General features: G+C 71.1%; 31 protein-coding genes. 16 read left to right on the top strand and 15 right to left on the bottom strand.

Going from position 1 to position 26,998, the window contains the following annotated elements; genetic code table 11:
• Positions 1-10: 10 nt before the first annotated feature.
• The 5 genes from AB0B58_RS05435 to AB0B58_RS05415 all read left to right on the top strand — a co-directional run bounded on the left by AB0B58_RS05435 (position 11) and on the right by AB0B58_RS05415 (position 5,406).
• Complete coding sequence (locus AB0B58_RS05435; RefSeq protein ID WP_360217932.1) at positions 11-1,810, top strand: DEDD exonuclease domain-containing protein; 1,800 nt, start codon at positions 11-13, stop codon at positions 1,808-1,810.
• Positions 1,811-1,887: 77 nt separating this feature from the next.
• Positions 1,888-3,681: an HD domain-containing protein gene (locus AB0B58_RS05430; protein ID WP_360217929.1), complete on the top strand. Its 1,794-nt coding sequence runs from the start codon at positions 1,888-1,890 to the stop codon at positions 3,679-3,681.
• A 31-nt stretch (positions 3,682-3,712) separates the two neighbouring features.
• Complete coding sequence (locus AB0B58_RS05425; protein WP_360217926.1) at positions 3,713-4,228, top strand: NUDIX domain-containing protein; 516 nt, start codon at positions 3,713-3,715, stop codon at positions 4,226-4,228.
• Complete coding sequence (locus tag AB0B58_RS05420; RefSeq protein ID WP_360217923.1) at positions 4,225-5,049, top strand: NTP transferase domain-containing protein; 825 nt, start codon at positions 4,225-4,227, stop codon at positions 5,047-5,049. The genes AB0B58_RS05425 and AB0B58_RS05420 overlap by 4 nt, the downstream gene beginning before the upstream one ends.
• Positions 5,050-5,118: 69 nt before the next feature.
• Complete coding sequence (locus AB0B58_RS05415) at positions 5,119-5,406, top strand: Lrp/AsnC family transcriptional regulator (protein ID WP_106126821.1); 288 nt, start codon at positions 5,119-5,121, stop codon at positions 5,404-5,406.
• 88 nt (positions 5,407-5,494) lie between these two features.
• Here AB0B58_RS05415 and AB0B58_RS05410 read toward each other — a convergent pair whose 3' ends face one another.
• The 4 genes from AB0B58_RS05410 to AB0B58_RS05395 are packed head-to-tail and all read right to left on the bottom strand — an operon-like array spanning position 5,495 to position 9,719.
• Positions 5,495-7,120, bottom strand: a complete 1,626-nt coding sequence (locus AB0B58_RS05410) for a ubiquinol-cytochrome c reductase cytochrome b subunit (protein ID WP_360217919.1) — start codon at positions 7,118-7,120, stop codon at positions 5,495-5,497.
• A complete protein-coding gene (locus AB0B58_RS05405; protein WP_360217916.1) occupies positions 7,117-8,226 on the bottom strand; it encodes a Rieske 2Fe-2S domain-containing protein in 1,110 nt (369 codons plus the stop codon). The genes AB0B58_RS05410 and AB0B58_RS05405 overlap by 4 nt, the downstream gene beginning before the upstream one ends.
• Positions 8,223-9,071 carry a c-type cytochrome gene (locus tag AB0B58_RS05400; protein ID WP_360217913.1) on the bottom strand — a complete coding sequence of 283 codons (849 nt, stop codon included), beginning with the start codon at positions 9,069-9,071 and terminating at the stop codon, positions 8,223-8,225. The genes AB0B58_RS05405 and AB0B58_RS05400 overlap by 4 nt, the downstream gene beginning before the upstream one ends.
• Before the next feature lie 51 nt (positions 9,072-9,122).
• A complete protein-coding gene (locus tag AB0B58_RS05395; protein WP_360217910.1) occupies positions 9,123-9,719 on the bottom strand; it encodes a heme-copper oxidase subunit III in 597 nt (198 codons plus the stop codon).
• Between the two features lie 124 nt (positions 9,720-9,843).
• Between AB0B58_RS05395 and AB0B58_RS05390 the strand changes: the two genes are divergently transcribed.
• The 4 genes from AB0B58_RS05390 to AB0B58_RS05375 all read left to right on the top strand — a co-directional run bounded on the left by AB0B58_RS05390 (position 9,844) and on the right by AB0B58_RS05375 (position 12,722).
• Positions 9,844-10,809, top strand: coding sequence for a cytochrome c oxidase assembly protein (locus AB0B58_RS05390; RefSeq protein WP_360218702.1), 966 nt, complete (start codon positions 9,844-9,846; stop codon positions 10,807-10,809).
• A 51-nt stretch (positions 10,810-10,860) separates the two neighbouring features.
• Positions 10,861-11,307: a hypothetical protein gene (locus tag AB0B58_RS05385; protein WP_360217907.1), complete on the top strand. Its 447-nt coding sequence runs from the start codon at positions 10,861-10,863 to the stop codon at positions 11,305-11,307.
• A gap of 32 nt (positions 11,308-11,339) precedes the next feature.
• Positions 11,340-12,404: an anthranilate phosphoribosyltransferase gene (gene trpD, locus AB0B58_RS05380; protein WP_360217904.1), complete on the top strand. Its 1,065-nt coding sequence runs from the start codon at positions 11,340-11,342 to the stop codon at positions 12,402-12,404.
• Between the two features lie 111 nt (positions 12,405-12,515).
• Complete coding sequence (locus tag AB0B58_RS05375; RefSeq protein ID WP_360217901.1) at positions 12,516-12,722, top strand: hypothetical protein; 207 nt, start codon at positions 12,516-12,518, stop codon at positions 12,720-12,722.
• Between the two features lie 127 nt (positions 12,723-12,849).
• Here AB0B58_RS05375 and AB0B58_RS05370 read toward each other — a convergent pair whose 3' ends face one another.
• Both AB0B58_RS05370 and coxB read right to left on the bottom strand, forming a co-directional pair.
• Positions 12,850-13,275 (bottom strand): cytochrome c oxidase subunit 4, encoded by a 426-nt coding sequence (locus AB0B58_RS05370; protein ID WP_360217898.1) that lies wholly within the window; start codon positions 13,273-13,275, stop codon positions 12,850-12,852.
• 9 nt (positions 13,276-13,284) lie between these two features.
• Positions 13,285-14,151, bottom strand: coding sequence for a cytochrome c oxidase subunit II (gene coxB, locus AB0B58_RS05365; protein WP_360217895.1), 867 nt, complete (start codon positions 14,149-14,151; stop codon positions 13,285-13,287).
• Positions 14,152-14,390: 239 nt separating this feature from the next.
• Between coxB and AB0B58_RS05360 the strand changes: the two genes are divergently transcribed.
• Together AB0B58_RS05360 and AB0B58_RS05355 are read left to right on the top strand one after the other, a co-directional pair.
• The gene (locus tag AB0B58_RS05360; RefSeq protein WP_360217892.1) at positions 14,391-15,536 is read left to right on the top strand and encodes an aminotransferase class V-fold PLP-dependent enzyme; all 1,146 of its coding nucleotides are present in this window, start codon (positions 14,391-14,393) and stop codon (positions 15,534-15,536) included.
• The gene (locus AB0B58_RS05355) at positions 15,533-15,745 is read left to right on the top strand and encodes a sulfurtransferase TusA family protein (RefSeq protein ID WP_184996604.1); all 213 of its coding nucleotides are present in this window, start codon (positions 15,533-15,535) and stop codon (positions 15,743-15,745) included. The genes AB0B58_RS05360 and AB0B58_RS05355 overlap by 4 nt, the downstream gene beginning before the upstream one ends.
• Here the strand turns inward: AB0B58_RS05355 and AB0B58_RS05350 are convergent.
• From AB0B58_RS05350 to AB0B58_RS05335, 4 genes are all read right to left on the bottom strand, one after another.
• Entirely contained in the window at positions 15,721-16,233 is a 513-nt protein-coding gene (locus tag AB0B58_RS05350) for an ATP-binding protein (RefSeq protein WP_360217887.1), read from the bottom strand. The genes AB0B58_RS05355 and AB0B58_RS05350 overlap by 25 nt on opposite strands.
• Before the next feature lie 5 nt (positions 16,234-16,238).
• Positions 16,239-17,222 carry a carbohydrate kinase family protein gene (locus AB0B58_RS05345; RefSeq protein WP_360217884.1) on the bottom strand — a complete coding sequence of 328 codons (984 nt, stop codon included), beginning with the start codon at positions 17,220-17,222 and terminating at the stop codon, positions 16,239-16,241.
• A 134-nt stretch (positions 17,223-17,356) separates the two neighbouring features.
• Entirely contained in the window at positions 17,357-17,731 is a 375-nt protein-coding gene (erpA, locus tag AB0B58_RS05340) for an iron-sulfur cluster insertion protein ErpA (RefSeq protein ID WP_360217881.1), read from the bottom strand.
• A gap of 102 nt (positions 17,732-17,833) precedes the next feature.
• Positions 17,834-18,946 (bottom strand): glycerate kinase, encoded by a 1,113-nt coding sequence (locus AB0B58_RS05335; protein ID WP_360217878.1) that lies wholly within the window; start codon positions 18,944-18,946, stop codon positions 17,834-17,836.
• Between the two features lie 48 nt (positions 18,947-18,994).
• On the opposite strand from AB0B58_RS05335, the gene AB0B58_RS05330 reads away from it, so the two are divergent.
• The 4 genes from AB0B58_RS05330 to AB0B58_RS05315 all read left to right on the top strand — a co-directional run bounded on the left by AB0B58_RS05330 (position 18,995) and on the right by AB0B58_RS05315 (position 22,670).
• On the top strand, positions 18,995-19,144 hold the full coding sequence (locus AB0B58_RS05330; RefSeq protein ID WP_354717138.1) for a hypothetical protein: 150 nt from the start codon (positions 18,995-18,997) through the stop codon (positions 19,142-19,144).
• A gap of 61 nt (positions 19,145-19,205) precedes the next feature.
• Entirely contained in the window at positions 19,206-20,375 is a 1,170-nt protein-coding gene (gene nadA / locus AB0B58_RS05325; RefSeq protein ID WP_360217874.1) for a quinolinate synthase NadA, read from the top strand.
• Between the two features lie 217 nt (positions 20,376-20,592).
• Positions 20,593-21,948 (top strand): UDP-N-acetylglucosamine 1-carboxyvinyltransferase, encoded by a 1,356-nt coding sequence (murA, locus tag AB0B58_RS05320; RefSeq protein WP_360217871.1) that lies wholly within the window; start codon positions 20,593-20,595, stop codon positions 21,946-21,948.
• An 86-nt stretch (positions 21,949-22,034) separates the two neighbouring features.
• Positions 22,035-22,670 (top strand): DUF3043 domain-containing protein, encoded by a 636-nt coding sequence (locus tag AB0B58_RS05315; RefSeq protein ID WP_360217868.1) that lies wholly within the window; start codon positions 22,035-22,037, stop codon positions 22,668-22,670.
• Positions 22,671-22,683: 13 nt separating this feature from the next.
• Here AB0B58_RS05315 and AB0B58_RS05310 read toward each other — a convergent pair whose 3' ends face one another.
• Both AB0B58_RS05310 and AB0B58_RS05305 read right to left on the bottom strand, forming a co-directional pair.
• Positions 22,684-22,992: an AzlD domain-containing protein gene (locus AB0B58_RS05310; RefSeq protein ID WP_360217865.1), complete on the bottom strand. Its 309-nt coding sequence runs from the start codon at positions 22,990-22,992 to the stop codon at positions 22,684-22,686.
• Positions 22,986-23,747, bottom strand: a complete 762-nt coding sequence (locus tag AB0B58_RS05305; RefSeq protein ID WP_360217862.1) for an AzlC family ABC transporter permease — start codon at positions 23,745-23,747, stop codon at positions 22,986-22,988. Before AB0B58_RS05305 ends, AB0B58_RS05310 begins: the two co-directional genes overlap by 7 nt.
• 66 nt (positions 23,748-23,813) lie before the next feature.
• On the opposite strand from AB0B58_RS05305, the gene AB0B58_RS05300 reads away from it, so the two are divergent.
• Entirely contained in the window at positions 23,814-24,371 is a 558-nt protein-coding gene (locus AB0B58_RS05300; protein ID WP_360217859.1) for an XRE family transcriptional regulator, read from the top strand.
• Here the strand turns inward: AB0B58_RS05300 and AB0B58_RS05295 are convergent.
• Genes AB0B58_RS05295 through AB0B58_RS05285 form a run of 3 tightly spaced genes read right to left on the bottom strand, consistent with a single transcriptional unit; the run spans position 24,368 to position 26,692 of the window.
• Positions 24,368-25,321 carry an ATP-binding cassette domain-containing protein gene (locus AB0B58_RS05295; protein WP_360217856.1) on the bottom strand — a complete coding sequence of 318 codons (954 nt, stop codon included), beginning with the start codon at positions 25,319-25,321 and terminating at the stop codon, positions 24,368-24,370. The two genes, AB0B58_RS05300 and AB0B58_RS05295, sit on opposite strands and share 4 nt — an antisense overlap.
• Positions 25,322-25,341: 20 nt before the next feature.
• Complete coding sequence (locus AB0B58_RS05290; RefSeq protein ID WP_360217853.1) at positions 25,342-26,142, bottom strand: ABC-2 family transporter protein; 801 nt, start codon at positions 26,140-26,142, stop codon at positions 25,342-25,344.
• On the bottom strand, positions 26,135-26,692 hold the full coding sequence (locus AB0B58_RS05285; RefSeq protein WP_360217850.1) for an ABC-2 family transporter protein: 558 nt from the start codon (positions 26,690-26,692) through the stop codon (positions 26,135-26,137). The genes AB0B58_RS05290 and AB0B58_RS05285 overlap by 8 nt, the downstream gene beginning before the upstream one ends.
• Between the last annotated feature and the right edge of the window lie 306 nt (positions 26,693-26,998).

The following is a 26,998-nucleotide window of genomic DNA, read 5'->3' as shown; positions in this document are numbered from 1 at the left end:
ATTGCCCGTCGTGGCACAACCCGCATACGTGCAGGGCACTCTGGACACCCTCCTGAGCGCCGACGGCTCCGTCGACCCCGCGGCGCTGTCCCTGCGAGACACGACGTTCGTGGTCCTCGACCTGGAGACGACGGGCGGCGCACCCGACGGCGGCGGCATCACCGAGATCGGCGCGGTCAAGGTGCGCGCCGGCGAGGAGCTGGCGGTGCTCGGCACCCTGGTCAACCCGGGTGAGCGCCTGCCGCCGTTCATCACGGTGCTGACGGGCATCACCGAGGCGATGCTCGCGCCGGCGCCGCCGATCGAGGCGGTGCTGCCGAGCCTGTTGGAGTTCCTGCGCGGCGCGGTGCTGGTCGCGCACAATGCGCCCTACGACGTCGGCTTCCTCAAGGCGGCCTGCGCCCGGCACGGCCAGCCCTGGCCGCAGCTGCGGGTGCTGGACACCGCCGCCCTGGCCCGCCGGGCACTGACCCGCGACGAGGTGCCCAACCGCAAGCTCGGCACGCTCGCCCAGTTCTTCCGCGCGGCCGTCCAGCCCACCCACCGCGCCCTCGACGACGCCCGGGCCACCGTCGACGTGCTGCACGGCCTGATCGAGCGGCTGGGCAGCTTCAAGGTCCACACCCTGGGCGACGCGATCGAGTTCGCCAAGGCGGTCACACCCACCCAGCGCCGCCAGCGCCACCTCGCCGACAACCTGCCGCACGTGCCGGGCGTCTACGTGTTCCGCGCCGCCGACGAGCGCCCGCTCTACGTGGGCACCTCGGTCGACATCGCCACCCGGGTGCGCAGCTATTTCACCGCGAGCGAGAAGCGGGCGCGGATGTCGGAGATGATCGGCGCGGCCGCCCGGGTGGAGGCGGTCGAGTGCGCGCACTCGCTCGAGGCCGAGGTGCGCGAGCTGCGGCTGATCGCGGCGCACGCCCCGCCCTACAACCGCAGGTCGAAATACCCGGAGCGGGTGGTCTGGCTGAAGCTGACGGCGGAGGTGTTCCCACGGCTCTCGGTGGTCCGTCAGCTCGCCGACGACGACGCGGCCTATCTCGGCCCGTTCTCCTCGCGGCGCACCGCCGAGCTGGCCGCGGCTGGGGTCTACGACGCCGTGCCCATGCGCCAGTGCACCCACAAGCTCTCGGCCACCACGATCACGCCCGCGTGCGCGCTGGCCGAGCTGGGTAGATGCCCGGCGCCCTGCGAGCACGAGATCACCCCGGAGGAATACGGGGCGAGGGCGGCGCTGCCCTTTCGCACGGCGACCTACGGCGACCCGGAGCCGCTGGTGGAGGCCCTGCTGGCCCGGATCGAGGCGCTGTCGCAGCGGCAGCGCTACGAGGAGGCGGCGGTGATCAGGTCCCGGCTCGTCGCGCTGCTTCGCGCCACCGTCCGCATGCAACGGCTGGGCGCGCTGAGCAGCCTGGGAGAGTTGGTCGCCGCCCGGCGCAACGACGCATACGGATGGGAGATCATCGTGGTGCGGCACGGCCGGCTCGCCGCCGCGGCGACGTCGCCGCCCCGGCTGCACCCGCGCCCGACGCTGGACCTGGCGCGCGCGACGGCCGAGACGGTCCTACCCGGACCGGGCCCCGTTCCGGCGGCGTCGGCCGAGGAGACGGAGCGGATTCTCGCCTGGCTGGAGCGGCCCGACACCCGGCTGGTGGAAACTTCTGGCGACTGGGTGTCACCGGCGCGTGGCGCTGCGCGGTTCACTACCCTGCTCACCAGGGCGGAGGCCGCGGCGTCGATAAGAGACTCGTCCGTTCGCTCATCGGTAACTGGCCGTTCGGATGACGCTCGCTCGCTTAGGCTGTAGGGCACGCGGCGCACGAAGCCGTGAAAATCGGTGGGATCCGTGCGTAGTGCACGGTCGATCGGTGAGGGGGTGTCCGAGTGGACGTCGACGCCGGCCACGGCGCCGCCCTTGGACGCGCCCTGCCCTCCACGCCCAGCGAGATCCCGCTCTCCCGCCGGTTGCGCTCATTCCTCAGTTTTCAGGGCAACGAGGACGATCCCGTCACCACCCTCACCCGCACCCATCGTCACATCCACCCCTCCGCCGACGCGGGCGTGCTGCGCCGCAGCTACGCCGTCGCGGAGAACATGCACCGGGGACAGTTCCGCAAGAGCGGCGATCCTTACATCACCCACCCGCTCGCGGTCGCGCAGATCTGCGCCGAGCTGGGCATGGACACGACGACGCTGGTCGCGGCGCTGCTGCACGACACGGTCGAGGACACCAGCTACACGCTGGAGACGCTGCACGGCGACTTCGGCCCCGAGGTGACGCACCTGGTCGACGGCGTGACCAAGTTCGACAAGGCGTTCTACGGCAAGGTCGCCGAGGCCGAGACGATCCGCAAGATGATCGTGGCCGCCGGCAAGGACGTCCGCGTACTGGTGATCAAGCTCGCCGACCGCCTGCACAACATGCGCACGCTCGACGCCCGCTCCCCCGCCTCCCGGGCCCGGATCGCCACCGCGACCCTCGACGTGCTGGTGCCGCTCTGCGACCGCCTCGGCATCCAGGCCCTCAAGCGCGACCTCGACGACGTGGTGCTCTACCACCTGGAGCCGGAGTCCTACGCCCGCATCGACGAGCACGTGAAGAACCGCCCGGGCTGGTCCGAGTACCTCGAGGACGTCCGGACGAAGGCGTCGAGCGCGCTGCGCCGTTCCCGGGTGGACGCGAAGGTGGCTCCCCGCCCCCGGCACTACTACTCGATCTGGAAGGACACGGTCGCGGGCGGCCATTCGGTGCCGCTCGACCTGCCCCGCATCGCGGTGATCGTCGACGGCCCCGAGACCGACTGTTACGCCGCGCTCGGCGCGATCCACGGGCAGTGGCGCCCGGTGGCCGGCCGGTTCAAGGACTTCATCGCCTCGCCGAAGAACAACCTCTACCGCTCGCTGCACACCACCGTCACCGGGCCCGACGGCCGCCTGGTGGAGGTGCTGATCCGCACGGTCTCGATGCACCGCTGCGCGGAATACGGCGTGGCCACCGGCTACCGCTACCCCAAGTCGGCGGAGGCGGCCGAGACCCCCGGCGCCGACCAGCTCACCTGGCTCAAGCGGGTGCTCGACTGGGAGCAGGACACCACCGACGCCGGCCAGTTCCTCGCGTCGCTGCGCTGCGACCTCGCCGAGGGCCAGATCCAGGTGTTCGCACACGGCAACACCTACGATCTGCCGGCCGGTTCGACCCCGGTCGATCTGGCCTACGAGTTGAGCGCCGACAAGGGCGACGGGACGCTCGCCGCGACGATCAACGGCCGCCTGGCACCGCTGAGCTCCCCGCTCCGCGACGGCGACGTGGTGGAGATCTTCACCGAGACCGACGGCCACGTCGAGGTCGAGCCGGGTGCCGCGCCGCGGGGCCCCCGCAAGGAGTGGCTCGGCTTCGTCAAGTCGACCCAGGCACAGATGCAGATCAACCGCTTCTTCGCGGAGGAGAACGCCCCGGGCATCAGCATCGTCGACAAGGTCCGCCTGGGCCGCGCGACGATCGGCCTTACGCTGCGCAAGCACGACCGCGGCCTGGCGAGCGAGGTGCCGTTGCGCCGCCTCGCCGAGGAGCTGGGCTACCCCGACCTGGAGACCATGCTCGTCGCGGTGACCGAGCGCAACCTGGAGCCGGACCAGGTGGTCGAGCAGCTCATCGCCCTGGTGGACCACCCAGACTGAGACCTTCGCGCCGGGCCGATAACCTTGCGGTGTGAAACTCCCTCGGCGGTTGCGTGGCGTCGCGTACCAGACGTTCTACCGGCTGCCGCACCCCTTGCGCCGCCGCCTCGTGCGCCTGATCGTCCCCAAGTACCTCGTCGGCGCGGTGACCATCGTCCGCGATTCGGAGGCTCCGGAGCCGGGCCGCCTGCTGCTGCTGCGCCAGCCGCCGGGACGCCGCTGGGGCCTGCCGGCCGGCCTGCTCAAGAAGGCCGAGGCCCCCGCCGTCGGCGCCGCCCGTGAGCTCGCCGAGGAGTCCGGCGTGGTGCTCGACCCGGACGCACTGACCCCTGCGGTCCCGAACGCGATCGTCCACGCCAAGGGCTGGGTGGACACGATCTTCCTGGGCGAGGTGCCGGCCTCGACGACCCCGCTGGTGGTGGACGGCGGCGAGGTTCTGGAAGCGGGCTGGTTCCCCCTTGACGACCTGCCGCCGCTGACCCCGAACACGGCGCTGCTGCTCGGCGTCTACGGCATGGGTCCCCTGGCGATCCAGCAGACCCCGTGAGGATCTGCGCGGTGGTGCTCGCGGCCGGTGAGGGCCGTCGGCTGCGCCCGCTCACGGAGCTGCTCCCCAAGGCGCTCTGCCCGGTTGGCAACGTGGCCCTGCTGGACCGGGCGCTCGCCCGGATCGCCGGCCTGGGCCTCACGGGCCCGTCCGACGTGGCGGTCAACGCGGCCTACCTGGCCGACCAGGTGGTGACGCACGTCGGCGACCGGGCACACCTCTCGGTGGAGCCGGACGGCCCGCTGGGCACCTCCGGCGGCCTCGGCCGCCTGCTCCCCTGGATCGACGGCCGCGGCGCCCTGGTCGGCAACGCCGACGCCTACCTGTCCGACGCCCGCCGCGAGCCCGGCAAGGACATCGCCGCCCTGCTCGAGGGCTGGAGCGGCGGGACGGTGCGCATGCTCACCCGGCCCGTGCCACCGGGCGCCACGGGCGGTTTCAGCGGGCAGCGCTTCGCCGGCTTCTCCCTGATCCCGTGGAGCTACCTGCACGGCCTGACGGACCAGCCCGCCGACCTGGTACGCACCGTCTGGCGCCCCGCGGAGGCGGCCGGCGACCTGGAGCTGGTCACCTACGACGGCGCCTACATCGACACGGGCACGCCGGCGGACTACCTCCGGGCGAACCTGCACGCGGCGGCGGGCCTGAGCGACCCGTCGGCCACCGTCGACGGGCGGGCGGAGCGGTCGGTGGTCGGCGCGGGCGCACGGGTGCACGGCTCGGTGACCGGCTGCGTGATCTGGCCGGGCGCGACGGTGGCGGCGCACGAGTCCCTCCGCAACGCGATCCGGGCCGGGACCGGCCTGACGGTCCCCGGCTGATCCACACCGCCCCGCCTGCGCGTGGATAGCATGAAGCGAACTCATCCGCCTCATAGCCGAGGAGACCGCGTGAACACCGCGATCGTGCACATCGACTGCGCCACCGACTCGATCCCGGAGGTCGCGGAGGCGCTTGCCGCGCTGCCCGGGGTGAGTGAGGTCTATTCGGTCGCCGGCAACGTCGACCTGATCGCCATCGTGCGGGTCCCGCGCTTCGATGACATCGCCGAGGTCATCGCGGGCCGGATCTCCAAGACTCCGGGTGTGCTCAACACCGAGTCGCACATCGCCTTCCGGGCCTACTCGAAGCACGACCTCGAGGACGCCTTCGCGATCGGCCTGCCCGACGCCGACTGAGCGTTCCCGCCGGCGGGGGACGGCCCGGCCGGAACGCTCCGGGACGTGAAGAAGGGGGCCCCGAGGGGCCCCCTTCTTCGTGCGTTCGCTACTGCTGCTGACCCGAGGTGATCTCCTCGCGCTCCTCGCGCGCGGTCACCGGCGGCAGAGCCGGCGAGACCGGGGCCTCGGCCGGCTTCTCCACCGGGTAGAAGAAGCCCTTCACCGCCGGCGCCAGGGCGCCCAGCCGGTTCATCTTCTTCGGTACGACCCAGCCCGCGTAGTCCAGCGGCAGCGGGTGGCCGTGGTCGTCCACCGGGCCGAGCGGCTGGTGCACCTCCACGAACCGGCCGTCCGGCAGGCGCTTGATGATGCCCGTCTCTGCGCCGTGTGCGAGGACCTCACGGTCGTGCTGCTGCAGGCCCAGGCAGATCCGCACCGAGATGAAGTACGCAATCGGCGGCAGGAGCACCAGGCCGATGCGGCCGGCCCAGGTCATCGCGTTCAGGCTGATGTCGAACTTGTCGGCGATCACGTCGTTGCCGCCGGACAGGGTCGCCACGATGAAGAACGTGAACGCCATCGCGCCCAGGCCGGTACGCTCCGGGTTGTCGCGGGGACGCTGGAGCAGGTGGTGGATGCTCGTGTCCTTCAGGCGGCGTGCCTCGATGAAGGGGTAGAACATCGGAATCGTGGTCAGCGCGCCCAGGCCGACGACCGCCGGCCAGAACAGCGGCGGGATCACGTAGCCGTCGCCGATCGGGATGTCGATCTGCCAGGCCGGCATCAGGCGAACCAGGCCGTCCATGAACATGACGTACCAGTCGGGCTGGCTCGCCGAGGAGACCTCGGACGCCCGGTACGGGCCGAACAGCCAGATCGGGTTGATCTGGAACAGGCCGGCCATCAGCGCGATCACGCCGAAGACGGCCATGAAGAAGCCGCCCTGCTTGAGCGCGTACCGCGGGAACATGCGCTCGCCGACGACGTTGTCGTTGGTCCGGCCGGGGCCGGGCCACTGGGTGTGCTTCTGCGCGAAGACCAGGCCCAGGTGCACGCTGATCAGCGCGAGCAGGCCGCCCGGGATGAGCAGCACGTGCGCGATGTAGAAGCGGCCGATGATGAACGTGCCGGGGAACTCGCCGCCGAAGATGGACGCCGAGAGCCAGGTGCCGATGACCGGGATGGACAGCATGATCGCCGAGGCGATGCGGAGCCCGGTGCCGGAGAGGCCGTCGTCCGGCAGCGAGTAGCCGGTGAAGCCGGCGAGGAAGCCGAGCAGGAACAGCGCGACGCCGATCGCCCAGTTCGCCTCGCGGGGCTTGCGGAACGCGCCGGTGAAGAAGATGCGCGCCATGTGCACGACGATCGACGCCATGAACAGCAGCGCCGCCCAGTGGTGCATCTGCCGCATGAACAGGCCGCCGCGCACCTCGAACGACAGGTGCAGCGACGACGCGTACGCCCCGGACATCTCCACGCCGCGCAGCGCCGGGTAGGCGCCGTCGTAGACCACTTCCGTCATCGACGGGTCGAAGAAGAGGGTCAGGAAGACGCCGGTGAGCAGCAGGACGATGAACGAGAACAGCGCGATCTCGCCCAGCAGGAACGACCAGTGGTCGGGGAATACCTTGTTCAGCAGGCCACGCAGCGGAGTTGCCGCCTTATAGCGGTCGTCGAGCCCTTTGCCAACGGCCGCGGGGACCTGAGCCAGGTCAAGCTTTCGACGCTTCACGGCCGCTCCCAGAAGTCGGGCCCAACGGTTTCCTTGTAATCCGACGCTGCCACGAAGAACCCCTCATCGTCCAGCTCGATGGGCAGCTGGGGCAGGCGACGGCTGGCCGGACCGAAGATCGGGCGCGCATTGTCGGTGATCAGGAACTGCGACTGGTGGCACGGGCAGAGCAGCCGGTTGGTCTGCTGCTCGTACAGGCTGGCCGGGCAGCCGGCGTGGGTGCAGATCTTCGAGTACGCGATGAAGTTGCCCCACATCGAGCCCCGGTTGATCGTCTCGGACTGCGCGTAGTTCGCCGCCCGGGCCTGCGCGGCGTCCTCCGCGCGCAGGTGGATGAGCAGGGTCGGCGAGTCCGCGTACACGTTGGTGGAGCCGTGCGGGATGCCGGGGAACACCGTGAGCTGGCCGCCGACGCTGACGTCCTCGGGCCGGATCGGCGTGTGGTCCGCGCGGGTGAGCCGCACCAGCTTGCCGCCGTTGGGCACCGGGTCGAAGCCGGTGTGGAACAGGTTCGGCTGCTCGTCCTTGTGCGGGTTCTCGATCAGGCCGCCGACCAGCGGCGCGACCGCGACCAGCCCGAGCGGCGCGAGGCCGAGGCCGATCGCGCCCTTGAGCAGCGGGCGCCGCTGCACGCCCATCTCCTCGCCGAGGTAGGCGATGGTCTGGCCGGTGATCAGGCGGTCCTCGTCGCTGGACGGCTGGTTGTGCCGGTCCTGGATCGAGACCTCGTGCGGCAGCAGCTTCTTGGCCCAGGCCAGGATCGCGAAGCCCAGCGCCAGCAGCGAGACGCCGAGCGAGATGCCGAGGATCGGGGTGTAGTAGTCGCTCGGCGCGTGGCCGAGCTCGAACTCCCACGGCCAGAAGATGTAGAAGCCCAGGAAGGCCAGCGCACCCGCGCCGCAGAGCAGGAACAGCAGGGCGATGTTGCGAACGACGCGCTTCTCCGCCTTGGAGTTCGGGCCCTGGAACTGCGACTCGTACGTGACGATCTCGATGTCGTCGCGCCGGGCGCCCTCGCGGACGATGTCGAAACGGGACAGTCGCGGGTCGTTGACGTCCACCGGCTCGGTGCCGGTGCCGTGCGCCCCGTCCTTCACAACGCTCATGACTTCCCCGCAATCCACAGCGCCGCGAAGACCAGGATCGTGATGCCCACGATGAAGATCGCCAGGCCCTCGGTGACCGGGCCGTACCGGCCGAGGTTGAACAGCCCGCCCGGGTCCTTCTCCTGCTGCAGCTGCAGCTTGATGTACGTGATGATCTCGCGCTTCTCATCCGGGGTCAGCTCGTTGTCCCCGAACACCGGCATGTTCTGCGGGCCGGTCAGCATCGCCGCGTAGATCTCCTGCTCGGTCGCGTCGTGCAGGCCCGGCGCGAACTTGCCGGACGAGAGCGCGCCGCCGCCGCCACCGAAGCCGTGGCAGGACGTGCAGTTGAGCCGGAACAGCGCGCCGCCGCGGGCCAGCGCCTCGGGGTGCTCCTCAAGGTTCTCGGTCAGCGGGCCGGCCGGGATCTGCGGGCCGCCGCCCAGCTCCTGGATGTACTGACCGAGCTGCTTGGTCTGTGCCTTGTCGAACGCCGGCTGCTTCTCCTCGGCCTGCGCCTCCTGGCGGGCCATCGGCATGCGACCGGTGCTGACCTGGAACTCGACGGAGGCCGAGCCGACGCCGATCAGGCTGGGTCCGCGGCCCACGACACCCTCGGCATTGCGGCCGTGGCAGCTGATGCAGCTGGTGTCGAACAGCGCCTTGCCCTCCTGCGCTGACGCGGAGAGCTGCCGGGTGTCCTCGGCGTACGCGCCCGGGGCGAATGCGGTGTATACGCCGCCGGCCAGCGCGAGCGCGGCTAGCATGCGGGCCGCCGCGCCGAGGCGCCGCCGCGCCCGGCTCGGCGCGGACCGCCGCCGGTTGAACACCCGGAAACGCCGTCCGGCGGGGGTGTCAGAAGTCATGGGCTGTTTCCCTCTGGGTTTTGACCTTGAAACTCTCACGGACGGGCGCGGCTACTGCAGCCAATAGATCATGGCAAACAGCGCGATCCACACGATGTCGACGAAGTGCCAGTAATAAGACACGACGATCGCCGAGGTCGCCTGCGCCGGCGTGAACCGGCCCATCGTGGTGCGGATCATGTAGACGATGAAGGCGATCAGACCGCCCGTGACGTGCAGACCGTGGAAGCCGGTCGTCAGGTAGAACATCGAGCCGTAGCCGTCGCCGTTGAGCAGGATGCCCTCGTGCACGAGGTTGCGGTACTCGTTCGCCTGGCCGAGCACGAAGATCAGGCCCATGACGAAGGTGAGGGTGAACCAGCGCCGCAGCGCGAACACGTCACCCTTCTCCGCCGCGAAGACGCCGAGCTGGCAGGTGACCGAGGAGAGCACCAGGATGACCGTGAAGGTCGTCGCGTACGGGATGTTGAGCACCTCGGTGTGCTTCTCCCACATGCCCGGGTCCGCCGCCCGGATGGAGAAGTACATGGCGAACAATGCCGCGAAGAACATGAGTTCGCTGGAGAGCCACACGATGGTGCCCACGCTGACCATGTTGGGTCGGGTGAGCGAGTGGATCCTGCTCTTGTCGATGGCTGCCGCTGTCACGGGCTCATTATTGCCCCGCGATCACTGCAACGTGTCGCGGGGGGCCCAATCCGGCACGTGTCACCGCCCCGTCATCCGGCGATCACCCCGATGGGCCTAGCCTCAGGTGGTGCAGCACGTCGAAATGCCCACGCCGGTGATCGCCGGCGGGGATACTCTCCCCCCGCCGTTCAGCGTCGGCGAGATCTTCACCCAGATCCGGCTGACCAGCCTTCTCGCGCTCTTCCTGCTGGTCGCGGCCGCCGTATACCTGTACGGCGTGCACCGCATGCGGCGACGCGGCGACCACTGGCCCCCGGGGCGCACCGTGGCGTTCATCGGCGGCGGCCTGGGCTCCATCGCGGCGGTGTCGGTGACCGGCATCGAGGCGTACGACACCACCCTGCTCAGCGTGCACATGATCCAGCACATGATGCTGTCCATGGTGGGCCCGATCTTCCTGGCCCTTGGCGCGCCGGTGACCCTCGCCCTGCGCACGCTGCCCACCGGCAACCGCAAGGCGCTGCTGAGGGTGCTGCACAGCCGGTTCGTCGGGGTGCTGACGTTTCCGCTGGTCGCGTTCGCGTTGTTCATCGCGAACCCGTTCGTCCTCTACTTCACCGGGCTCTACCGGGCCACCCTCGAGCACGCCTGGCTGCACGAGTTCATCCACGTGCACTTCATCGCCACGGGCTGCCTGTTCTTCTGGCCGCTGCTGGGCCTGGACCCGCTGCCGAACCGCTGGCCGTACCCCGCCCGCGCCCTGCTCATGGTGCTGTCCGTGCCGTTCCACACGGTGCTGGGCCTGACCATCATGCAGAGCCGGACCCTGCTCGGCGGCGACTGGTACCCGAACCTGCATCTGGCCTGGTCGGACCCGTGGAACGATCAGGTCACGGCGGGCGGCGTGCTGTGGGCCGGCGGCGAGATCGTCAGCGTCACGATGCTGGGCATCCTGGTCCTGCAGTGGATCAGGCAGTCCGAGCGCGAGGCGAAGCGGATCGACCGCGCCCTGGACCGCGCCGAGGCGGCCGAGCGGGCGGAGGCGGCCGGCGCGACCAAGATCACAAACCAGACCGCGCCGGTACGACCACAGCCGGACACCGAATAGCCGGTTCGGTACGATCAGCGCGCACCTACGAGCGTGGGAACCGGGGCGAACATGAACGACGACAGCAAGCCTCAGCCGGACAGGTACACGGTCCTGCTGTACAGCGACGATCTCGCGGTCCGTGACCGGATCAGGCTGGCGATCGGCGTCCGCCCCGCCGCCGACCTCGCCGTGGAGTTCGTGGACGCCTCCACCTGGGAGGAGTGCCGGATCCTGCTGGACACGTTCGAGGTCGACCTGATGGTCCTCGACGGCGAGGCCGCGCCGGCCGGCGGCCTGGGCATCGCCCGGCAGACCAAGGACGAATACGCGGACCCGCCGCCGACCTGCGTCGTGATCGCCCGCGCGGCCGACCGCTGGCTGGCCGCCTTCGCCCAGGTCGACGCGACGCTGGTGCACCCGCTCGACCCGGTGACAACCGGGCAGACCATCGCCGGCATGCTCCGCGGCCGCCGCAACGGCGTGATCCCGCTGGGCACCATGGGCAAGCTGGGCTGACACCCCCCTCACCCCGCGAAGGAGTGCCCACCATGGGCGCACGTACCTGGCCGAACCTGCTGAGCGCCCTGCTGCGGGCCGAGGAGCTGTCGGCGCAGGACACCGCCTGGGCCATGGGCGAGATCATGGCCGGCAACGCCACACCGGTTCAGGTCGCCGGCTTCGCGGTGGCGCTGCGGGCCAAGGGCGAGACGCCGGCCGAGCTGGCCGGCCTGGTCGAGGCGATGCTGGCCAACGCCACGGTCGTCGACCTGCCCGACGCCGTGCGCGAGGACGCGATCGACGTGGTGGGCACCGGCGGTGACCGGGCACACACGGTCAACATCTCCACGATGGCCGCCATCGTGGTCGCGGCCGCCGGGGTGACGGTGGTCAAGCACGGCAACCGGGCGGCCTCCTCGGCCTGCGGCACCGCCGACCTGCTCGAGTTCTTCGGCATCCCGCTCGACCTGGGCCCGCGGGGCGTGGCCAGCACGGTCGCCGAGGCCGGGATCGGCTTCTGCTTCGCGGCCCGCTACCACCCGGGCATGCGGCACGCCGCGGTGACGCGGCGCGAGCTGGGCCACCCGACGTTCTTCAACGTGCTCGGCCCGCTCACGAACCCGGCCCGGCCCCGCTCCGCGGCGGTGGGCTGTTTCGACAAGCGGATGGCGCCGGTGATGGCCGAGGTGTTCGCCGCCCGGGGCGACTCGGCGCTGGTGATGCGCGGCGAGGACGGCCTGGACGAGTTCACGACGGCGGCGCCGACCCGGGTGTGGCTGGTCCGCGAGGGCACGGTGACGGAATCCGTGGTGGACTCCGTCGACCTCGGCCTCCCCCGCAGCAAGGCCGGCGACCTGCGCGGCGGCGACGCGGCGTTCAACGCCGGCGCGGCGCTGCGGATGTTCGCCGGCGAGCAGGGCCCGGTCCGCGACGCCGTCCTGCTCAACGCGGCGGCGGCGTTCGCGGCGCACGCCGGCTTCCCGGGCGGGTTCGCCGACACGATGCGCGCGGGCATCGCCCGGGCCGCGGAGACGGTGGATTCGGGGGCGGCGACGACCCTGCTGGACCGCTGGGTCGAGGCGGCGCGGGCGGCCAAGGCCGCCGAATCGGTCTGACCTCAATATTTTTCAGACACGCCGAGCGGGGTTCCCGCGCCGACTCCTCCAACATGACAACGTTTTAGTGACATTCGGGTATATCCACCTTCCGGCGAAGAGGAGCCACCCGTGCGAGAACGCGAACTGCGCTGCGTCATGTGCGACACCGAAATGCCTTTCGAGACCCCGCCCTGCGCCGACGGCCACGAAGAGGACTGCCCCGAGCTCCTCTGCACCCGGTGCGGCGCCGCGGAGATCCTGGCGCCGGTCACCATCCGCGTGCTGTTGTCCGCCGGCGGGTCCCGGGTGGCGCCGCAGCAACGCCGCGCGGCCTGACCCGGCACCCGGCGGTCCCCGCCCGTGACCGGCCCCGTGCCGCGGCACGGGGCCGCCGCCGGGCCCGTACACAAGAAGAACGGCCCGCATCCCCTCAGGATGCGGGCCGTTCGAACGTCTCAGCCGGTCAGTGCTCGGCCGGGTGCCGGGTGCCCGAGTAGTACTCGAACAGCATGCCGCAGGCGGTGAAGATCACCATGACCAGACCCAGCGCGAGCAGCCACCACATCCAGTACACCAGGCCCATGCCGGCGACCGACGCCGCCAGCGCGATGCCGAACGGCCAGTAGCTGCCCGGGCTGAAGAAGCCGATCTCGCCGGCGCCCTCCGCGATCTCGCCGTCGTCGCGGTCCTCGGGGCGCGGGTCGATGCGGCGGGCGACGAACCAGAAGAAGCCGCCGCACATCGCGCAGAGCAGGCCGGAGAGGATGAGGGCGACGAAGCCGATCCACTCGATTTGGCCGGTCGCGCCGTGGGTCCACACGCCGTAGACGGCGGCCGCGCCGAAGAGGAAGACGGCGACGCCGGCGAAGATCTTGTATTCGGTCTTCAACTCGGGTTCCTACTTCCCTGCCGCTACGGGGTCGTCTTGCTGGTTCCAGGATTGGCCATGCCGGCGGGTGTCGATCGGCGAGGTCTTGATGGCGTAGCGCTCGTCGCCGACGTAGCCGATCACGCCCATGGCCTCCGGTGTGGAGGCACCCGCCACCTTCGCGGCGAGGAACCGGTCGTACTTCTCCGGCGAGACCACCACGAGCTCGAACTGCATGAAGGCGTGGTAGGTGCCGCAGAGCTCGGCGCAGCGGCCGATGTAGCGGCCCTCCTTGTCGAGGGTCACCTCGAAGACGTTGCGCACGTTGCCCGGGAAGACGTCGCGCTTGAAGAGCATCTCCGGCACCCAGAACGAGTGGATGACGTCCTTGCTGGTCTCCTCGAAGCGGATCTTCTTACCCGTCGGCAGCACCAGCAGCGGGATGATGTCGGTCGAGCCGAGGGTCGACGCCACCGTCCGCGCGTCGGCACCGGGCTCGTCCCGGTAGTTGAACTGCCAGTTCCACTTGAACGCGACGACCTCGACGGTCACGTCCGGCTTCGCCGACAGCCTGTCCACGTCGGTCTGCACGATCGCCGTGTAGTAGAAGAGCACCGCGACGATCAGCACCGGCGTGACCGTGTAGAGGATCTCCAACGGCATGTTGAACCGGGTCTGCACGGGCAGCTTGTCGCCGCGCTTGCGGTACCGCACGATGCACCAGAAGATCAGGCCCCAGACGAAGAACCCGACGACCAGGGCCGCGATCACCGAGGCGATCCACAGGTCGTACATCCTGTGAGCCTGCGGGGTGATGCCGCCCTGCGGCCATCCGAAGCCGTCGAAAGCGCTTCCGATCCCGGTCAACGAACAGCCCGACAGCAGGGCCAGCAGCATGGCACCACCGACACCGAGCCCGGCTAGCCGTACGACGCGCGGCCGTGCGACCGAACTCCTTGAGACCACCTGCTCCTGCCTCCCTAGAGCACCGCCCGGTGCGAAAATCCGGACACCGGCGGCAAGGTGTCACCGACGGTCGCACACTACTCGACCTGGCCCGGCCACCCGTTTACCGGGGGTCCGATCATCGAGGTACCCGCGCAACCACTGATCATGTGGACGATACCGTCCTGAAGATGGAATTCAGGGCTGTTCATGCCGGTGCGCCCACCTACCTCGACGCGGCCACTGCGGCGCCCCTGCATCCCGTGGCCCGCCAGGCGCTGCTCGCCGCCCTCGAGGACGGCTGGGCCGACCCCGACCGGCTCTACGCCGCGGGCCGGCGGGCCCAGCAGCTGCGGGAGGCGGCACAGGCCACCGTCGCCGAGTGCCTGGGCGTACGCCCGGACGAGCTCTCCTTCCACCCCTCCGGCACGGCCGCGGCGCACGCCGCCGTGCTGGGCGGGCTGGCGGGACGCGCGAGGGCGGGGCGCACGCTCGTGCACTCGGCCGTCGAGCACTCCGCGGTGCTGCACGCCGCGGCGCGGGGCGAGGCCGTGCCGGTCGGCGTCGACATCCTCGGGCGGCTCGACCTGGACGCCTGGCGCGCCGCGGTCGCGGGTACCGGGGTGGCGCTCGCCGCCCTGATCAGCGCCAGTCACGAGGTCGGCACCGCGCAGCCCGTGGCGGCCGCCGCGGAGGCCTGCGCCGAGGCCGGGGTGCCGCTCTACGTCGATGCCGCCCAGTCGGTCGGACGCTGCACGGTGCCGCCGGGCTGGTCCCTGCTGACGGCCAGCGCGCACAAGTGGGGCGGCCCGCCGGGCGTCGGCGTGCTCGTGGTGCGCAAGGGCGTGCGGTGGCTGGCGCCGTACCCGGGTGATGATCATCACCGGCCGCGGCCGGTGGGTGCGCTCGATCTGCCGGCGGTCGTCGCGGCCGCGGCGTCGCTGCGGGCCGTGCTGGCCGAGGCGGACGCGGAGGCCGTGCGGCTGTCGGGGCTGGTGGAGAAGATCAGGGTGACCGTCGCGGCGACCGTGCCCGATGTGGAGGTCGTCGGCGACCCCGTCGAGCGGCTGCCGCACCTGGTGACCTTCTCCTGCCTGTACGTCGACGGCGAGGCCCTGCTGCACGCGCTGGACCGGCACGGCTTCGCGGTCTCCTCAGGCTCCTCGTGCACCGCCTCGACGCTGCGGCCCAGCCACGTGCTGGAGGCGATGGGCGTGCTCAGCCACGGCAACGTACGGGTGTCGCTGCACCGCGGCACCAGCGAGGACGACGTCGACCGCTTCCTGGCGGTGCTGCCCGGCGTGGTCGCGGAGATCCGGAAGGAGGCGGGGATGTGATCGAGGTGGACTCCCGCGGCCGGCGCTGCCCGCTGCCGATCATCGACCTCGCGAAGCGGATGCCGTCCGTCGAGGTCGGCGCGGTGATCCGGGTGCTGGCGGACGACCCGGCGGCGGCCAACGACATCCCGGCGTGGTGCCGGATGAAGGGCCACGACTACCTGGGCAGCCCGGAGCCGGACGCCTACGAGGTGCGCAGGGTCAGGTAGTCGACGACGGGTTCGACCGGCTTCTCGGCCAGGAACGTGTCCACGACCAGCCGCGGGCCGGGATAGGGCTCGTACTCGGCCTGGCGCTCGAGCACCCGCACCCAGTCGGGGATGCCGTCGTGCGCCCGGGCCGCATAGCGGGCCTCGACCCGGCGGCGGTGCTCGGCGTCGTCGCCGCAGACCACCTCGACGACCCGGAGCGGGACGTCGAGGTGTTCCGCGAGCTCGGTCCAGAGCTGCCGGGCCGCCTTCACCGGGTTCACCGCGTCGATGATCACGTGGTGACCCATTCTGAGCTGGGTCTCGGCCAGCGCCGCCACCACCCCGTACGCGGCGAAGCCGGGCCGGGGTTCGGTGACGTCGTAGGCCTGCATCGTGAAGTCGACGGTGTCGACGGCGAGCACCGCGGCCGGCAGAACCGCCCCCACCTGCCGGGCGAGGGTGCTCTTCCCCACTCCCGGCAGACCGGCGAAGACGGCGAGGACCATCGGTGCTACACCGTGGCCGGCAGGTGCGGCTGGATCTCCGCGGCCGCCGCGTCACCGTACGAGTCGGCGAGGCGCTTGAGGAAGAAGTCCGCCTTCACGTCGTATTCCTGCGGGCCGACGGTCTCGAGGACCAGGGCGGCCACCAGCGAACCGACCTGCGCGGCCCGCTCGAGGCCGACGCCCCAGCCCAGCGCCGCGAAGAAGCCGGCCCGGAAGCCGTCGCCGACGCCGGTCGGGTCCTCGGGGATGACGTCGCAGGCGACCGGCACGTGGATGCGCTCGATGTCGCGGCCGGTGATCTCGACGCCGTCCTTGCCCAGCGTGGTGACGCGGACCTTGACCTGCTCGAGAACCTGCTCGCTGGTGAGACCCGCCTTGGTCTCCAGCAGCGAACGCTCGTAGTCGTTGGTCATCAGGTAGTCCGCGCCGCTGATCAGCGTCATCACGTCGCTGCCGTCCATGCGGGCGAGCTGCTGCGACGGGTCGGCGGCGAACGAGTAGCCGCGGGCCCGGCACTCCTGCGAGTGGCGGATCATGGCGGCCGGGTCGTTGGCGCTGACCAGCACCAGGTCGAGTCCGCCGGCGCGCGCCGCGACCGGTGCGAGCTCGATGTTGCGGGCCTCGCTCATCGCGCCGGCGTAGAACGACGCGATCTGGTTGAGGTCGTCGTCGGTGGTGCAGACGAAGCGGGCCGTGTGCGCGATCTCGCTGACGTGCACCGAGTCGCAGTCGACGCCGTGGCGCTCGAGCCAGGACCGGTAGTCGGCGAAGTCGGCACCGACCGCCCCGACCAGGATCGGGCTGAGGCCGAGCTTGCCCATGCCGTAGGCGATGTTCGACGCCACGCCGCCGCGCCGCACGACCAGGTCGTCGACCAGGAACGAGAGCGAGACCTTGTGCAGCTGGTCGGCGATGAGCTGTTCGGCGAACCTGCCGGGGAAGTGCATCAGATGGTCTGTGGCGATCGAGCCGGTAACGGCGATCTTCATGTCGGCCCTCGAGGTCGGGTGCGATTACCGGGTGAGCCTACCGGCCCTGGGGACGGACGCCATCCCGGCGTCACCTGGCGGACACGCGAAAGGGCCGCCCCCGCAAACCGGGGACGACCCTCATCGCTGGACGATCAGTGGAACGAGTCACCGCAGGCGCACGAGTTCTGCGCGTTCGGGTTGTCGATCGTGAAGCCCTGCGCGTCGATGCGGTCGGCGAAGTCGATCGTGGCACCCGCCAGGTAGGGCGCGCTCATCCGGTCGACGACCACCTCTACCCCGTCGAAGTCCGAGACGACGTCGCCGTCCAGCGACCGCTCGTCGAAGAAGAGCTGGTACCGCAGGCCCGAGCAGCCACCGGGCTGCACGGCGATGCGCAGGCGCAGGTCGTCGCGACCTTCCTGCTCGATGAGGCCCTTGACCTTGACAGCCGCGACGTCGGTCAAAATGACGCCGGTCGGCGCGGCCGTGGTGGCCTCGGTCGACTCGGTGTGCGCTTCAGTGGTCACGTTGCGGTTCTCCCTGCCGGTCCGGTGATGTGCCGTACCGACCAACGCTAGCGCTGTTCCGGTGTATTCCCAATCGCCTTGGCCGAGATGTCGAACACCTGCTCAGCGGCTCCATTGCCGGGCGAGCCTCGCGGCGATCTCGCGCACGCCCCGGGCGGGCTCGGCCAGCGCCCGCTCCTCGGAGCCGAAATGATCCACGAGCGCGTATGTCTCGGTGACGCCGGCGCCGGCCGCCTCGCGGTGGCCGGTCTCGTTGCGCCCGGCCACGACCACGCAGGGCAGGCCCCGGTCGCGGGCGCCGTTCGCGATGCCGGCCGCCACCTTGCCGCGCAGCGACTGGTGGTCGAAGGAACCCTCGCCGGTGATCACCAGGTCGGCGGCGTCGAGCTGCTCCTCGAGGCCGATCAGGGTGGTGACCAGCCCGATGCCGGAGACCACCCGGGCGCCGAGGGCCAGCAGGGCGGCGCCGATCCCGCCGGCCGCGCCGCCGCCGGGCAGCGTGCGGAGCTCCCCGATGTCGAAGGCCTTCTCCAGCACGCCCGCGAAGTGATCCAGGGCGGCGTCGAGCCGCAGCACGTCCTCCCTGGTGGCGCCCTTCTGCGGGCCGTAGACGCTGCTGGCGCCGTGCAGGCCGGTCAGCGGGTTGTCGACGTCGGTGGCGGCCACCAGGCGCACCTGACGCAGCCGGGGCAGGCCACCGAGCCCGGCCGCGGTGATCAGCGGCGCCCCGCCGTACGGCAGGGCGTAGCCGCTCTCGTCGACCGGCGCGGCGCCGAGCGCGGCGAGCATCCCGGCGCCGGCGTCGTTGACCGCCGAGCCGCCCAGCCCCACCACGATCTCCGCGGCGCCGGCCTCCACCGCCGCGGCGAGCAGCAGGCCCAGGCCGTACGAGGTGGCGGCGTTGACGTCGCGCTCCTGGCGGGCCAGCAGGTGCAGGCCGCAGGCCTGTGCGCTCTCCACGTAGGCCGTGGTGCCGACCAGCAGGACCTCGCCGGCCACCGGGCGGCCGAGGGGGTCGACGGTGGCGACGCGCACCCGGCGGCCGTCGAGCGCGGCGGCGAGCACCTCGACGAATCCCGGCCCGCCGTCGGAGAGCGGGCGCAGCACGGTCTCGTCGCCCGGTGCCGCCTCGTGCCAGCCCTCGGCGACGGCGGCGGCGGCCTCGGCGGCCGACAGCGTGCCCGCGAACTTGTCCGGGCAGATGAGTACGCGCACGCTGCGAAGGTACAGGTATCGCACAGGTAGGCATGAAACGGTTGAGACATGGCTACCCTCATGCAGCGACTGCAGATGTTCCTGCGCAGCCCCAAGGGGCAGCGCCTCGTCCAGCAGGGTCAGCGCCAGCTGGCCAAGCCGGAGAACCAGGCACGGCTTCGCAAGATCGCGACGCGGCTGCAGAACCGCCACCGCTGAGTGCCATAGGACACCCTTTCGGCAACCGACGGCACGGCAACGTTGTGGAAACATGGTCACCGTGACGTCGACCTGGACCGAACCCGGAAACACCGCAACGGCGCTGCTGCTGCTCGGCCGCGGCACCGACCCCGCCAGCGAGCGCGGGGTCGACTGCCCCGGCGACCTGCCGGCGCCGAGCGACCCCGACCTCGTCGCCCGCGCCACCGCCGCCAAGGCCGCGCTCGGCGACCGGGTCTTCGTGCTCGGCCACCACTACCAGCGCGACGAGGTGATCCGGTTCGCCGACGTCACGGGCGACTCGTTCAAGCTGGCCCGCGAGGCCGCGGCCCGGCCGGAGGCGGAGTTCATCGTCTTCTGCGGCGTGCACTTCATGGCCGAGAGCGCGGACATCCTCACGGGTCCCGACCAGCGCGTCGTGCTGCCCGACCTGGCGGCGGGCTGCTCGATGGCGGACATGGCCGTGCTCGGCCAGGTCGAGACCGCCTGGGACGAGTTCACCGACCTGGGCATCGTCGACGATGTCGTCCCGGTGACCTACATGAACTCCTCGGCCGACATCAAGGGCTTCGTCGGGCGCAACAACGGGGTCGTCTGCACCTCCTCCAACGCCGAGCGCGCCCTGACCTGGGCCTTCGAGCGGGGCGAGAAGGTCTTCTTCCTGCCCGACCAGCACCTCGGCCGCAACACGGCGGTCCGGGAGATGGGCTTCGACCTCGACGACTGCGTGCTCTACGACCCGCACAAGCCGCACGGCGGGCTCACCCCCGAACAGCTCCGCGACGCCAAGATGATCCTCTGGCGCGGCCACTGCTCGGTGCACGGCCGCTTCACCATGGACAGCGTCCGCGAGGTCCGCGAGCGGGTGCCCGGCGTCCGCGTGCTGGTACACCCCGAGTGCCGGCACGACGTCGTCAGCGCGGCCGACGAGGTCGGCTCGACCGAGTACATCATCAAGGCCCTGGAAGCGGCGCCTGCCGGTTCGGCCTGGGCAATCGGCACCGAACTCAACCTCGTACGCCGAATGGCGCTCGCCCACCCGGACAAACAGGTCATGTTCCTGGACCGGACCGTGTGCTACTGCTCGACCATGAACCGCATCGATCTCCCGCACCTCGTGTGGGCGCTCGAAGAGCTCGTGGCGGGCCGGGTTCCCAACCAGATCACCGTCGACGCCGACACCGCGAAGTACGCCCGGGCGGCCCTCGACCAGATGTTGGCGCTTCCGTAAATATTTAACTCTCCGTAATCGGTGGCGAGCCGTCTGCACGCCTGTACCTTTCTGTTGCCTTAATCATCAGCAATTCGTGCCGCGCTAGGCGTTGTGGCGATTTCTGCACTGGTCACTCAGGGCTATGCTGCCCGGGCGGCAGCCGCTGGTCCCCCACCGTCGGCTGCATCCCTATCCGCATCCGGGCGTGCTCGCGCGCCCGCCTTTGGAGGTTGCGTTGACCGACGACGTCCTGGCCGTACACGGCGGTGCGCCGCTGCACGGACAGATCCGGGTCCGTGGCGCCAAGAACCTGGTTTCCAAGGCCATGGTGGCCGCCCTGCTGGGCGAGACACCCAGCCGGCTCTTCGACGTGCCGCGCATCCGGGACGTGGAAGTCGTCCGTGGCCTGCTCGGCCTGCACGGCGTCAAGGTCAGTGACGGCGCCGACGACGGCGAACTCGTCATGGACCCCACGAACGTGGAGAGCGCCAGCAGCGACGAGATCAACGTGCACGCCGGCTCGAGCCGGATCCCGATCCTGTTCTGCGGCCCGCTGCTGCACCGGCTCGGCCACGCGTTCATCCCGGATCTGGGCGGCTGCCACATCGGGCCGCGCCCGATCGACTTCCACATCCAGGCGCTGCGCCAGTTCGGTGCGGTCGTCGACAAGACACCCGAGGGCATGCACCTCACCGCGCCGAACGGGCTGCACGGCACCAAGCTCGAGCTGCCGTACCCGAGCGTCGGCGCCACCGAGCAGGTGCTGCTCACGGCGGTACGCGCCGAGGGCGTCACCGAGCTGCGCAACGCGGCCATCGAGCCGGAGATCATGGACCTGATCTGCGTGCTGCAGAAGATGGGCGCCATCATCACGGTGCACACCGACCGGGTCATCGAGATCCTCGGCGTGCCGAAGCTGCACGGCTACAACCACAAGCCGATCCCGGACCGGATCGAGGCCGCGAGCTGGGCGGCCGCCGCGCTCGCCACCCGTGGCGAGATCGAGGTGCTGGGCGCGCAGCAGGCCGACATGATGACGTTCCTGAACGTCTTCCGCTCGATCGGCGGCGAGTTCGAGATCACCGACGCCCGGGTGGCCCGCACCGGCGTGACCGGCGTCGAGGGTGGCATCAAGTTCTGGCACCCGGGCGGCGAGCTCAACGCCGTCGCGCTGGAGACGGACGTGCACCCCGGCTTCATGACCGACTGGCAGCAGCCCCTGGTGGTCGCGCTGACCCAGGCCCGCGGCCTGTCGATCATGCACGAGACCGTGTACGAGCAGCGCCTGGGCTACACCGAGGCGCTGAACACCATGGGCGCGACGATCCAGGTCTACCGCGACTGCCTCGGCGGCACCCCGTGCCGCTTCGGCCGGCGCAACTTCAAGCACTCAGCGGTCATCGCGGGCCCGAGCAAGCTGCACGCCGCCGACCTGGTGATCCCGGACCTGCGGGCCGGCTTCAGCCACCTGATCGCGGCGCTGGCGGCCGAGGGCACGTCCCGCGTCTACGGCGTCGACCTGATCAACCGCGGCTACGAGGACTTCGAGGGCAAGCTGGCCGCCCTGGGCGCGCTCGTCGAACGGGTCTAGTCCTTTCGTCTGCATTCAATGGGAACCGCGCCGACAAACGTCGGCGCGGTTTCGGCTTTGCGGGGCCTCTTGGCTACGCTGCTGGGGTGCCCTCGCTGTTTCGCCGAAAGTCCGCCGACCTCGTCGCCGACGCCACCTCCACGGTGACCTCCGAGCCCGAGCAGTCGACCGCGTCCAAGCCCAAGGCCTACACGCCCTCGAAGAAGGAGCTGGGCGTCGCCACGCCGAAGCGCACCAGCGCCCAGCGCCGGCACGACACGGCGGCGGCCCCGGCCAACCGGCGCGAGGCATACAAGCAGATGCGCGAGCGCCAGCGGGTGGAGCGCGCGGAGGCCTCGGCCGGCATGCGGGCCGGCGACGAGCGCTACCTGCTGGCCCGCGACCGCGGCCCCGAGCGTGCGCTGGTGCGCAACATCGTCGACTCCAAGCGCACGGCGGGCACCTGGTTCTTCGCCGGCGCCATCATCGTCTTCATCGGCTCGACCGGCGCCATGCCACAGGCGGTCCAGCTCGGCGCCAACCTGCTCTGGGCGATCCTGGCCATCGCGGTGGTCGTCGACAGCGTGCTGATCTCCCGCCGGGTCAAGAACCTGGTCTCGACCCGCTTCCCGGACACGACGCAGCGGATGGGCTCGCTCTACCTCTACGGCATCATGCGCGGGCTGACGTTCCGCCGCATGCGCGTCCCGAAGCCCCAGGTGGATCTGGGCGCCAAGATCTGATCGGGGCGGCCGGTCACTCGACACCGGCCAGGCGGAGAAGCGCGGCCGTGGCCGCGGCCGCGAGCACCACCACGACGAACGGGGCGCGGCGCCAGGCGAGCAGCGCCCCGACGACGACTCCCGCCGGGCGGGCGACGCCCGCGAACGACGCACCCTCCATCAGCGCCGCCGTCGTGGCCAGCGCCGCCAGCAGCGACGCCGCCGCCATCGGGAGCAGGCGCTGGAGGCGATCGGAGAGTTCGAGCCGGTCGCGCAGCAGGACGCCGCTGAGCCGCATCGTGTAGGTGCCGACGGCCAGGGTCAGGATCGCGGCGATCAGCACGGCGCCTCCTCGGTCTCGACGCGACGCCCGGCGCCCGTGACCGGCCCAGCCTCCGCGACCTGCCCGGCCTCCGCGACCTGCCCGGCGCGGCGGCGCGGCAGGAAGACCGCGCACAGGCCCAGCAGCGCGAACAACACGGGCAGCCCGGCCGGCAGCACCGGCGTCAGTGCCACCGCCACCGCCGCGCCCACCAGCGCCACCACGCGGGTGTCGCGGTCACGCAGCGACGGCAGGATCAGGGCGATCAGGCCCGCCGGGAAGGCCGCGTCCAGGCCCAGCGCGGCCGGGTCACCCGCCGCGCCGCCGAGCCAGACGCCCAGCGCCGAGCCCAGGTTCCACGACGTGAACAGCGTGATGCCGATCAGCCAGTACGTGCGGCGGCGCCGGGACGGGTCCTCCTCGGCGAGCGTGAAGGCCACCACCTCGTCGGTCATCAGGTGGCTGCCGATCAGCCGGTCCCGCCAGCGGGGGCCGACGGTGGCCGAGACCGCGAGGCCGAACGGCAGGTGGCGTGCGTTCAGCAGCAGGCCCGCGAGGACGGCGGCGAGGGGGTTGCCGGCCGCGATCAGGCCCACCGCGAGGAACTGGGCGCCGCCCGCGAACACCGCCGCCGACATCAGGAACGGGACCCAGGTCGGCAGCCCGTACGCGATCGTGATGGCCCCGAACGACGCACCCACCGCGACCATCGCCGCCGCGATCGCGGCCGCGTCGCGGAGCAGGGCCCGATCCGGTGTTCGGCTTGGCGTACGCATGGTTCAAAATAATGAACGACTGCCGTATCGTTCGTCAAACCGAACGACCCGATCGACGGAGTGAACATGTCGCAGCCCGCTCCCCCGCTGGCCACCATCGCCGCGGCACTGCGCCGCGAGCGCGACCGCGTCGGCATCTCCCTGGCCGAGCTGGCCCGGCGGGCGGGCCTGGCCAAGTCGACGCTCTCCCAGCTGGAGTCCGGCACCGGCAACCCCAGCGTGGAGACGCTGTGGTCGCTCGGGGTCGCGCTGGGCGTGCCGTTCAGCCGGCTGGTCGAGCCGCCCGCTCCGCTGATCCGGGTGGTCCGGGCCGGCGAGGGGCCGCGGCTGCAGTCGGACCACGCCGACTTCTTCGCCACGCTGCTCGCCGCCGGCAGCACACACGCGCGCCGCGACCTGTACGTCATGGAGCTCGAGCCGGGCGGTTCGCGGCAGGCCGAGGCGCACCTCGCCGGCAGCATCGAGCACCTGGTCGTCGCGGCGGGGCGGCTGCGGACCGGACCGGAGAACGAGGAGATCGACCTCGGACCGGGCGACTACGTGACCTTCCCCGGCGACGTCCCGCACCGCTACGAGGCCCTCGAACCGGGCACCTGGGCCGTGCTGGTGATGGAACACCGCTAGGACGCGTACAACCGGGCCACCACGTCCTCGATGTCCGGTTCGACCAGGGAGAGGTCCCGCAGGGATGCCAGCGCCGCCAGCCGGCCGACCACCGGACCCGCGGTGTCGGCCAGCAGGTCGAACGACGCGCGGTGGCCGTCCGCCTCCAGCGAGACCAGCGTCGCACCCTCGACCGTGAACCCCGGCGGCAGCGGCGCGTCCAGGTCCACGACGAGGCGGCGGCGGGAGCCGTACCGGGCGTGCAGGGCCTCGATCGTGCCGTCGTGGACGACCCGGCCGTGGTCGATGACCACCAGCCGCCCGCAGAGCCGCTCGATGTCGGCGAGGTCGTGCGTGGTCAGCACCAGCGTGACGTCGCCGGTGGCGCCCAACTCGGCCAGGAACGACCGGACCGCCTGCTTGCTCACCACGTCCAGGCCGATGGTCGGCTCGTCCAGGAACAGCACCTCCGGCCCGTGCAGCAGCGCCGCGGTGAGCTCGCCGCGCATCCGCTGGCCCAGCGAGAGCTGCCGGACCGGAGTGTCGAGGAACCCGTCCAGGTCCAGCAGGGCGACACAGCGGCGCAGCCGGGCCGCGTGCTCCGCGGCCGGCACCCGGTAGATGTGCTGGAGCAGGCCGAACGACTCGCGCAGCGGCAGATCCCACCAGAGCTGGGAACGCTGGCCGAAGACCACCCCGATGCGCAGCGCCAGCCGGGTGCGCTGCGGCACCGGCCGCAGCCCGCACACCGACACCTCGCCGGAGGACGGGGTGAGCACGCCGGTCAGCATCTTCAGCGTGGTCGACTTGCCCGCACCGTTGGGGCCGATATAGCCGACCATCTCGCCGCGCTCGATGCGCAGGTCGATGCCGTCGACGGCGGCAACGGTGCGTTTCTCGCGGCGCAGGCGGCCCGCCTTCACCCGTACGACGAAGTCCTTGCGCAGACCGCGCATCTCGATGACCGCCATGTCGCTCCCGTTCCCGCCGTTCACGACCCGGTGCTCCGGTAGTGCCGGATGCCGGTACGCCAGACGACGGCCGCGAGGGCGGCCGCGAGCAGCGCGACCAGCGGGGATGCGAAGCCCGCCCAGGCCGGCATGCCGAGCGGATCGGCCCGGCCCAGCAGCGCCAGCGCCGGCTGATAGGCCACGAACCCGAAACCCAACCCGTACGCGAAGACGAGCCGGAACCACCCCGAGTACACCGGGATCGGGTACGCGGTGAAGTCCCGCCCGCCGTAGGTGAACGCGCTGCCGACCTCGCCGGAGTCGACCCACCAGAACGCCAGGCTGGCGCTGAGCACGAAGATCGAGGCGAAGAAGACCGCCCCGGCGAGCGGCGCCACCACCAGCAGCGCCACCCGCGCCGGGGTCCAGTCCACGTGATTGATCCGCAGCGCAACGGCGAGCACCGCGAAGCCGAACGGGAGCCGCAGGGCCTTGCGCAGGGGCAGATCCATCAGGACCAGCTGGACGAGCGCGCTCAGCGGCCGGACCAGGACCGCGTCCATCGTGCCGGTGCGCACGTACGTCTTGAGCCGGTCGATGTTGCCGACGGCGAAGTCGGCGAGGGCGAACGCGCAGGACGACAGGCTGACGATCAGCACACCCTCGGGCAGGGTGAAGCCGGCGACGGTGGTCGTGACCTGGAAGATCACCACGACCGCGAACACGTCGAGCGCCGTACCCCCGATGTTGGTGATCATCTCCACCGCGAACGACGCCCGGTACGAGGTGACCGAGCGCCACTGCCCGCCCAGCAGGGCGGCGTACGCCCGCAACTCAGCCACCCTGCGCCACCAGCCGGCGCTCGGCGCGACGCTGCACCAGCACGCAGAGCGCGAGCAGCGCGCCGGCCCAGGCCGCCTGGAGCCCGACGAGCCCGAACTGCAGCGGCACCGGATCCCGCTCGATCAGCACGTCGAGCGGCGTCTGCATCAAACCTGGAAACGGCGTGGCGACCCACAAAGTCACGGCCAGCCAGTCGGGCAGAAAGCGCAGCGGGAAGTAGAGGCCGGCCAGCACGCCCGCGGCGAGCGTCCACAGCATGATCGGCCCGCGGGCGTCGTGCAGCCAGTAGGCGGTGGCGTTGACCAGGAACCGCGCGCCCAGGCTGCCCACGACGGCGAGCAGGACCGAGAGCCCGAACAGCGGCACGGTGAACCAGCGCCCCGGCAGGTAGAGGTCGAAGAAGACCAGGCCGACCACGAGCGGCGGCACGAACCGGAAGACCATGCCGTGCAGGGCACGGCCGAGGTCGGGTGCGAGGTATCCGGTCACCGGATGGATCGGGCGCAACAGGTCGGCGGTCACCTCACCCGTTCGGATCCGATCGGACAACTCTGTCCAACCCCAGAGTGAAACTACGGTGAGCAACCCCTGTCCGACCCAGACGAAAGTGGCCAGTTGGTCCGGGCGGTAACCTGCGGGCGTCCCGTCCACCGCGCCCGCCGCGACGGCGAGTAGGACGTAGCAACGGAGGAACCCGAAGACGATGTTGGTGAACGATCCGGCTATGGTCGCCTGCCGGTAGGTGGCGTACCTCCGGAAACCCGACCATGCGAGAGCACCGAACGTAGTGAAGGAGTCCCGGAACGGGCGGCGTGTAGAGATCTCAGGCACCCTGGCGTCGAGCCCGTCCACGCC

Origin of the sequence: Actinoplanes sp. NPDC049118 (genome assembly GCF_040648555.1) — a bacterium.
GTDB lineage: Bacteria > Actinomycetota > Actinomycetes > Mycobacteriales > Micromonosporaceae > Actinoplanes.
Note: the sequence above shows the minus strand (reverse complement) of the source record. Positions and strands in the feature narration are given on the sequence as shown.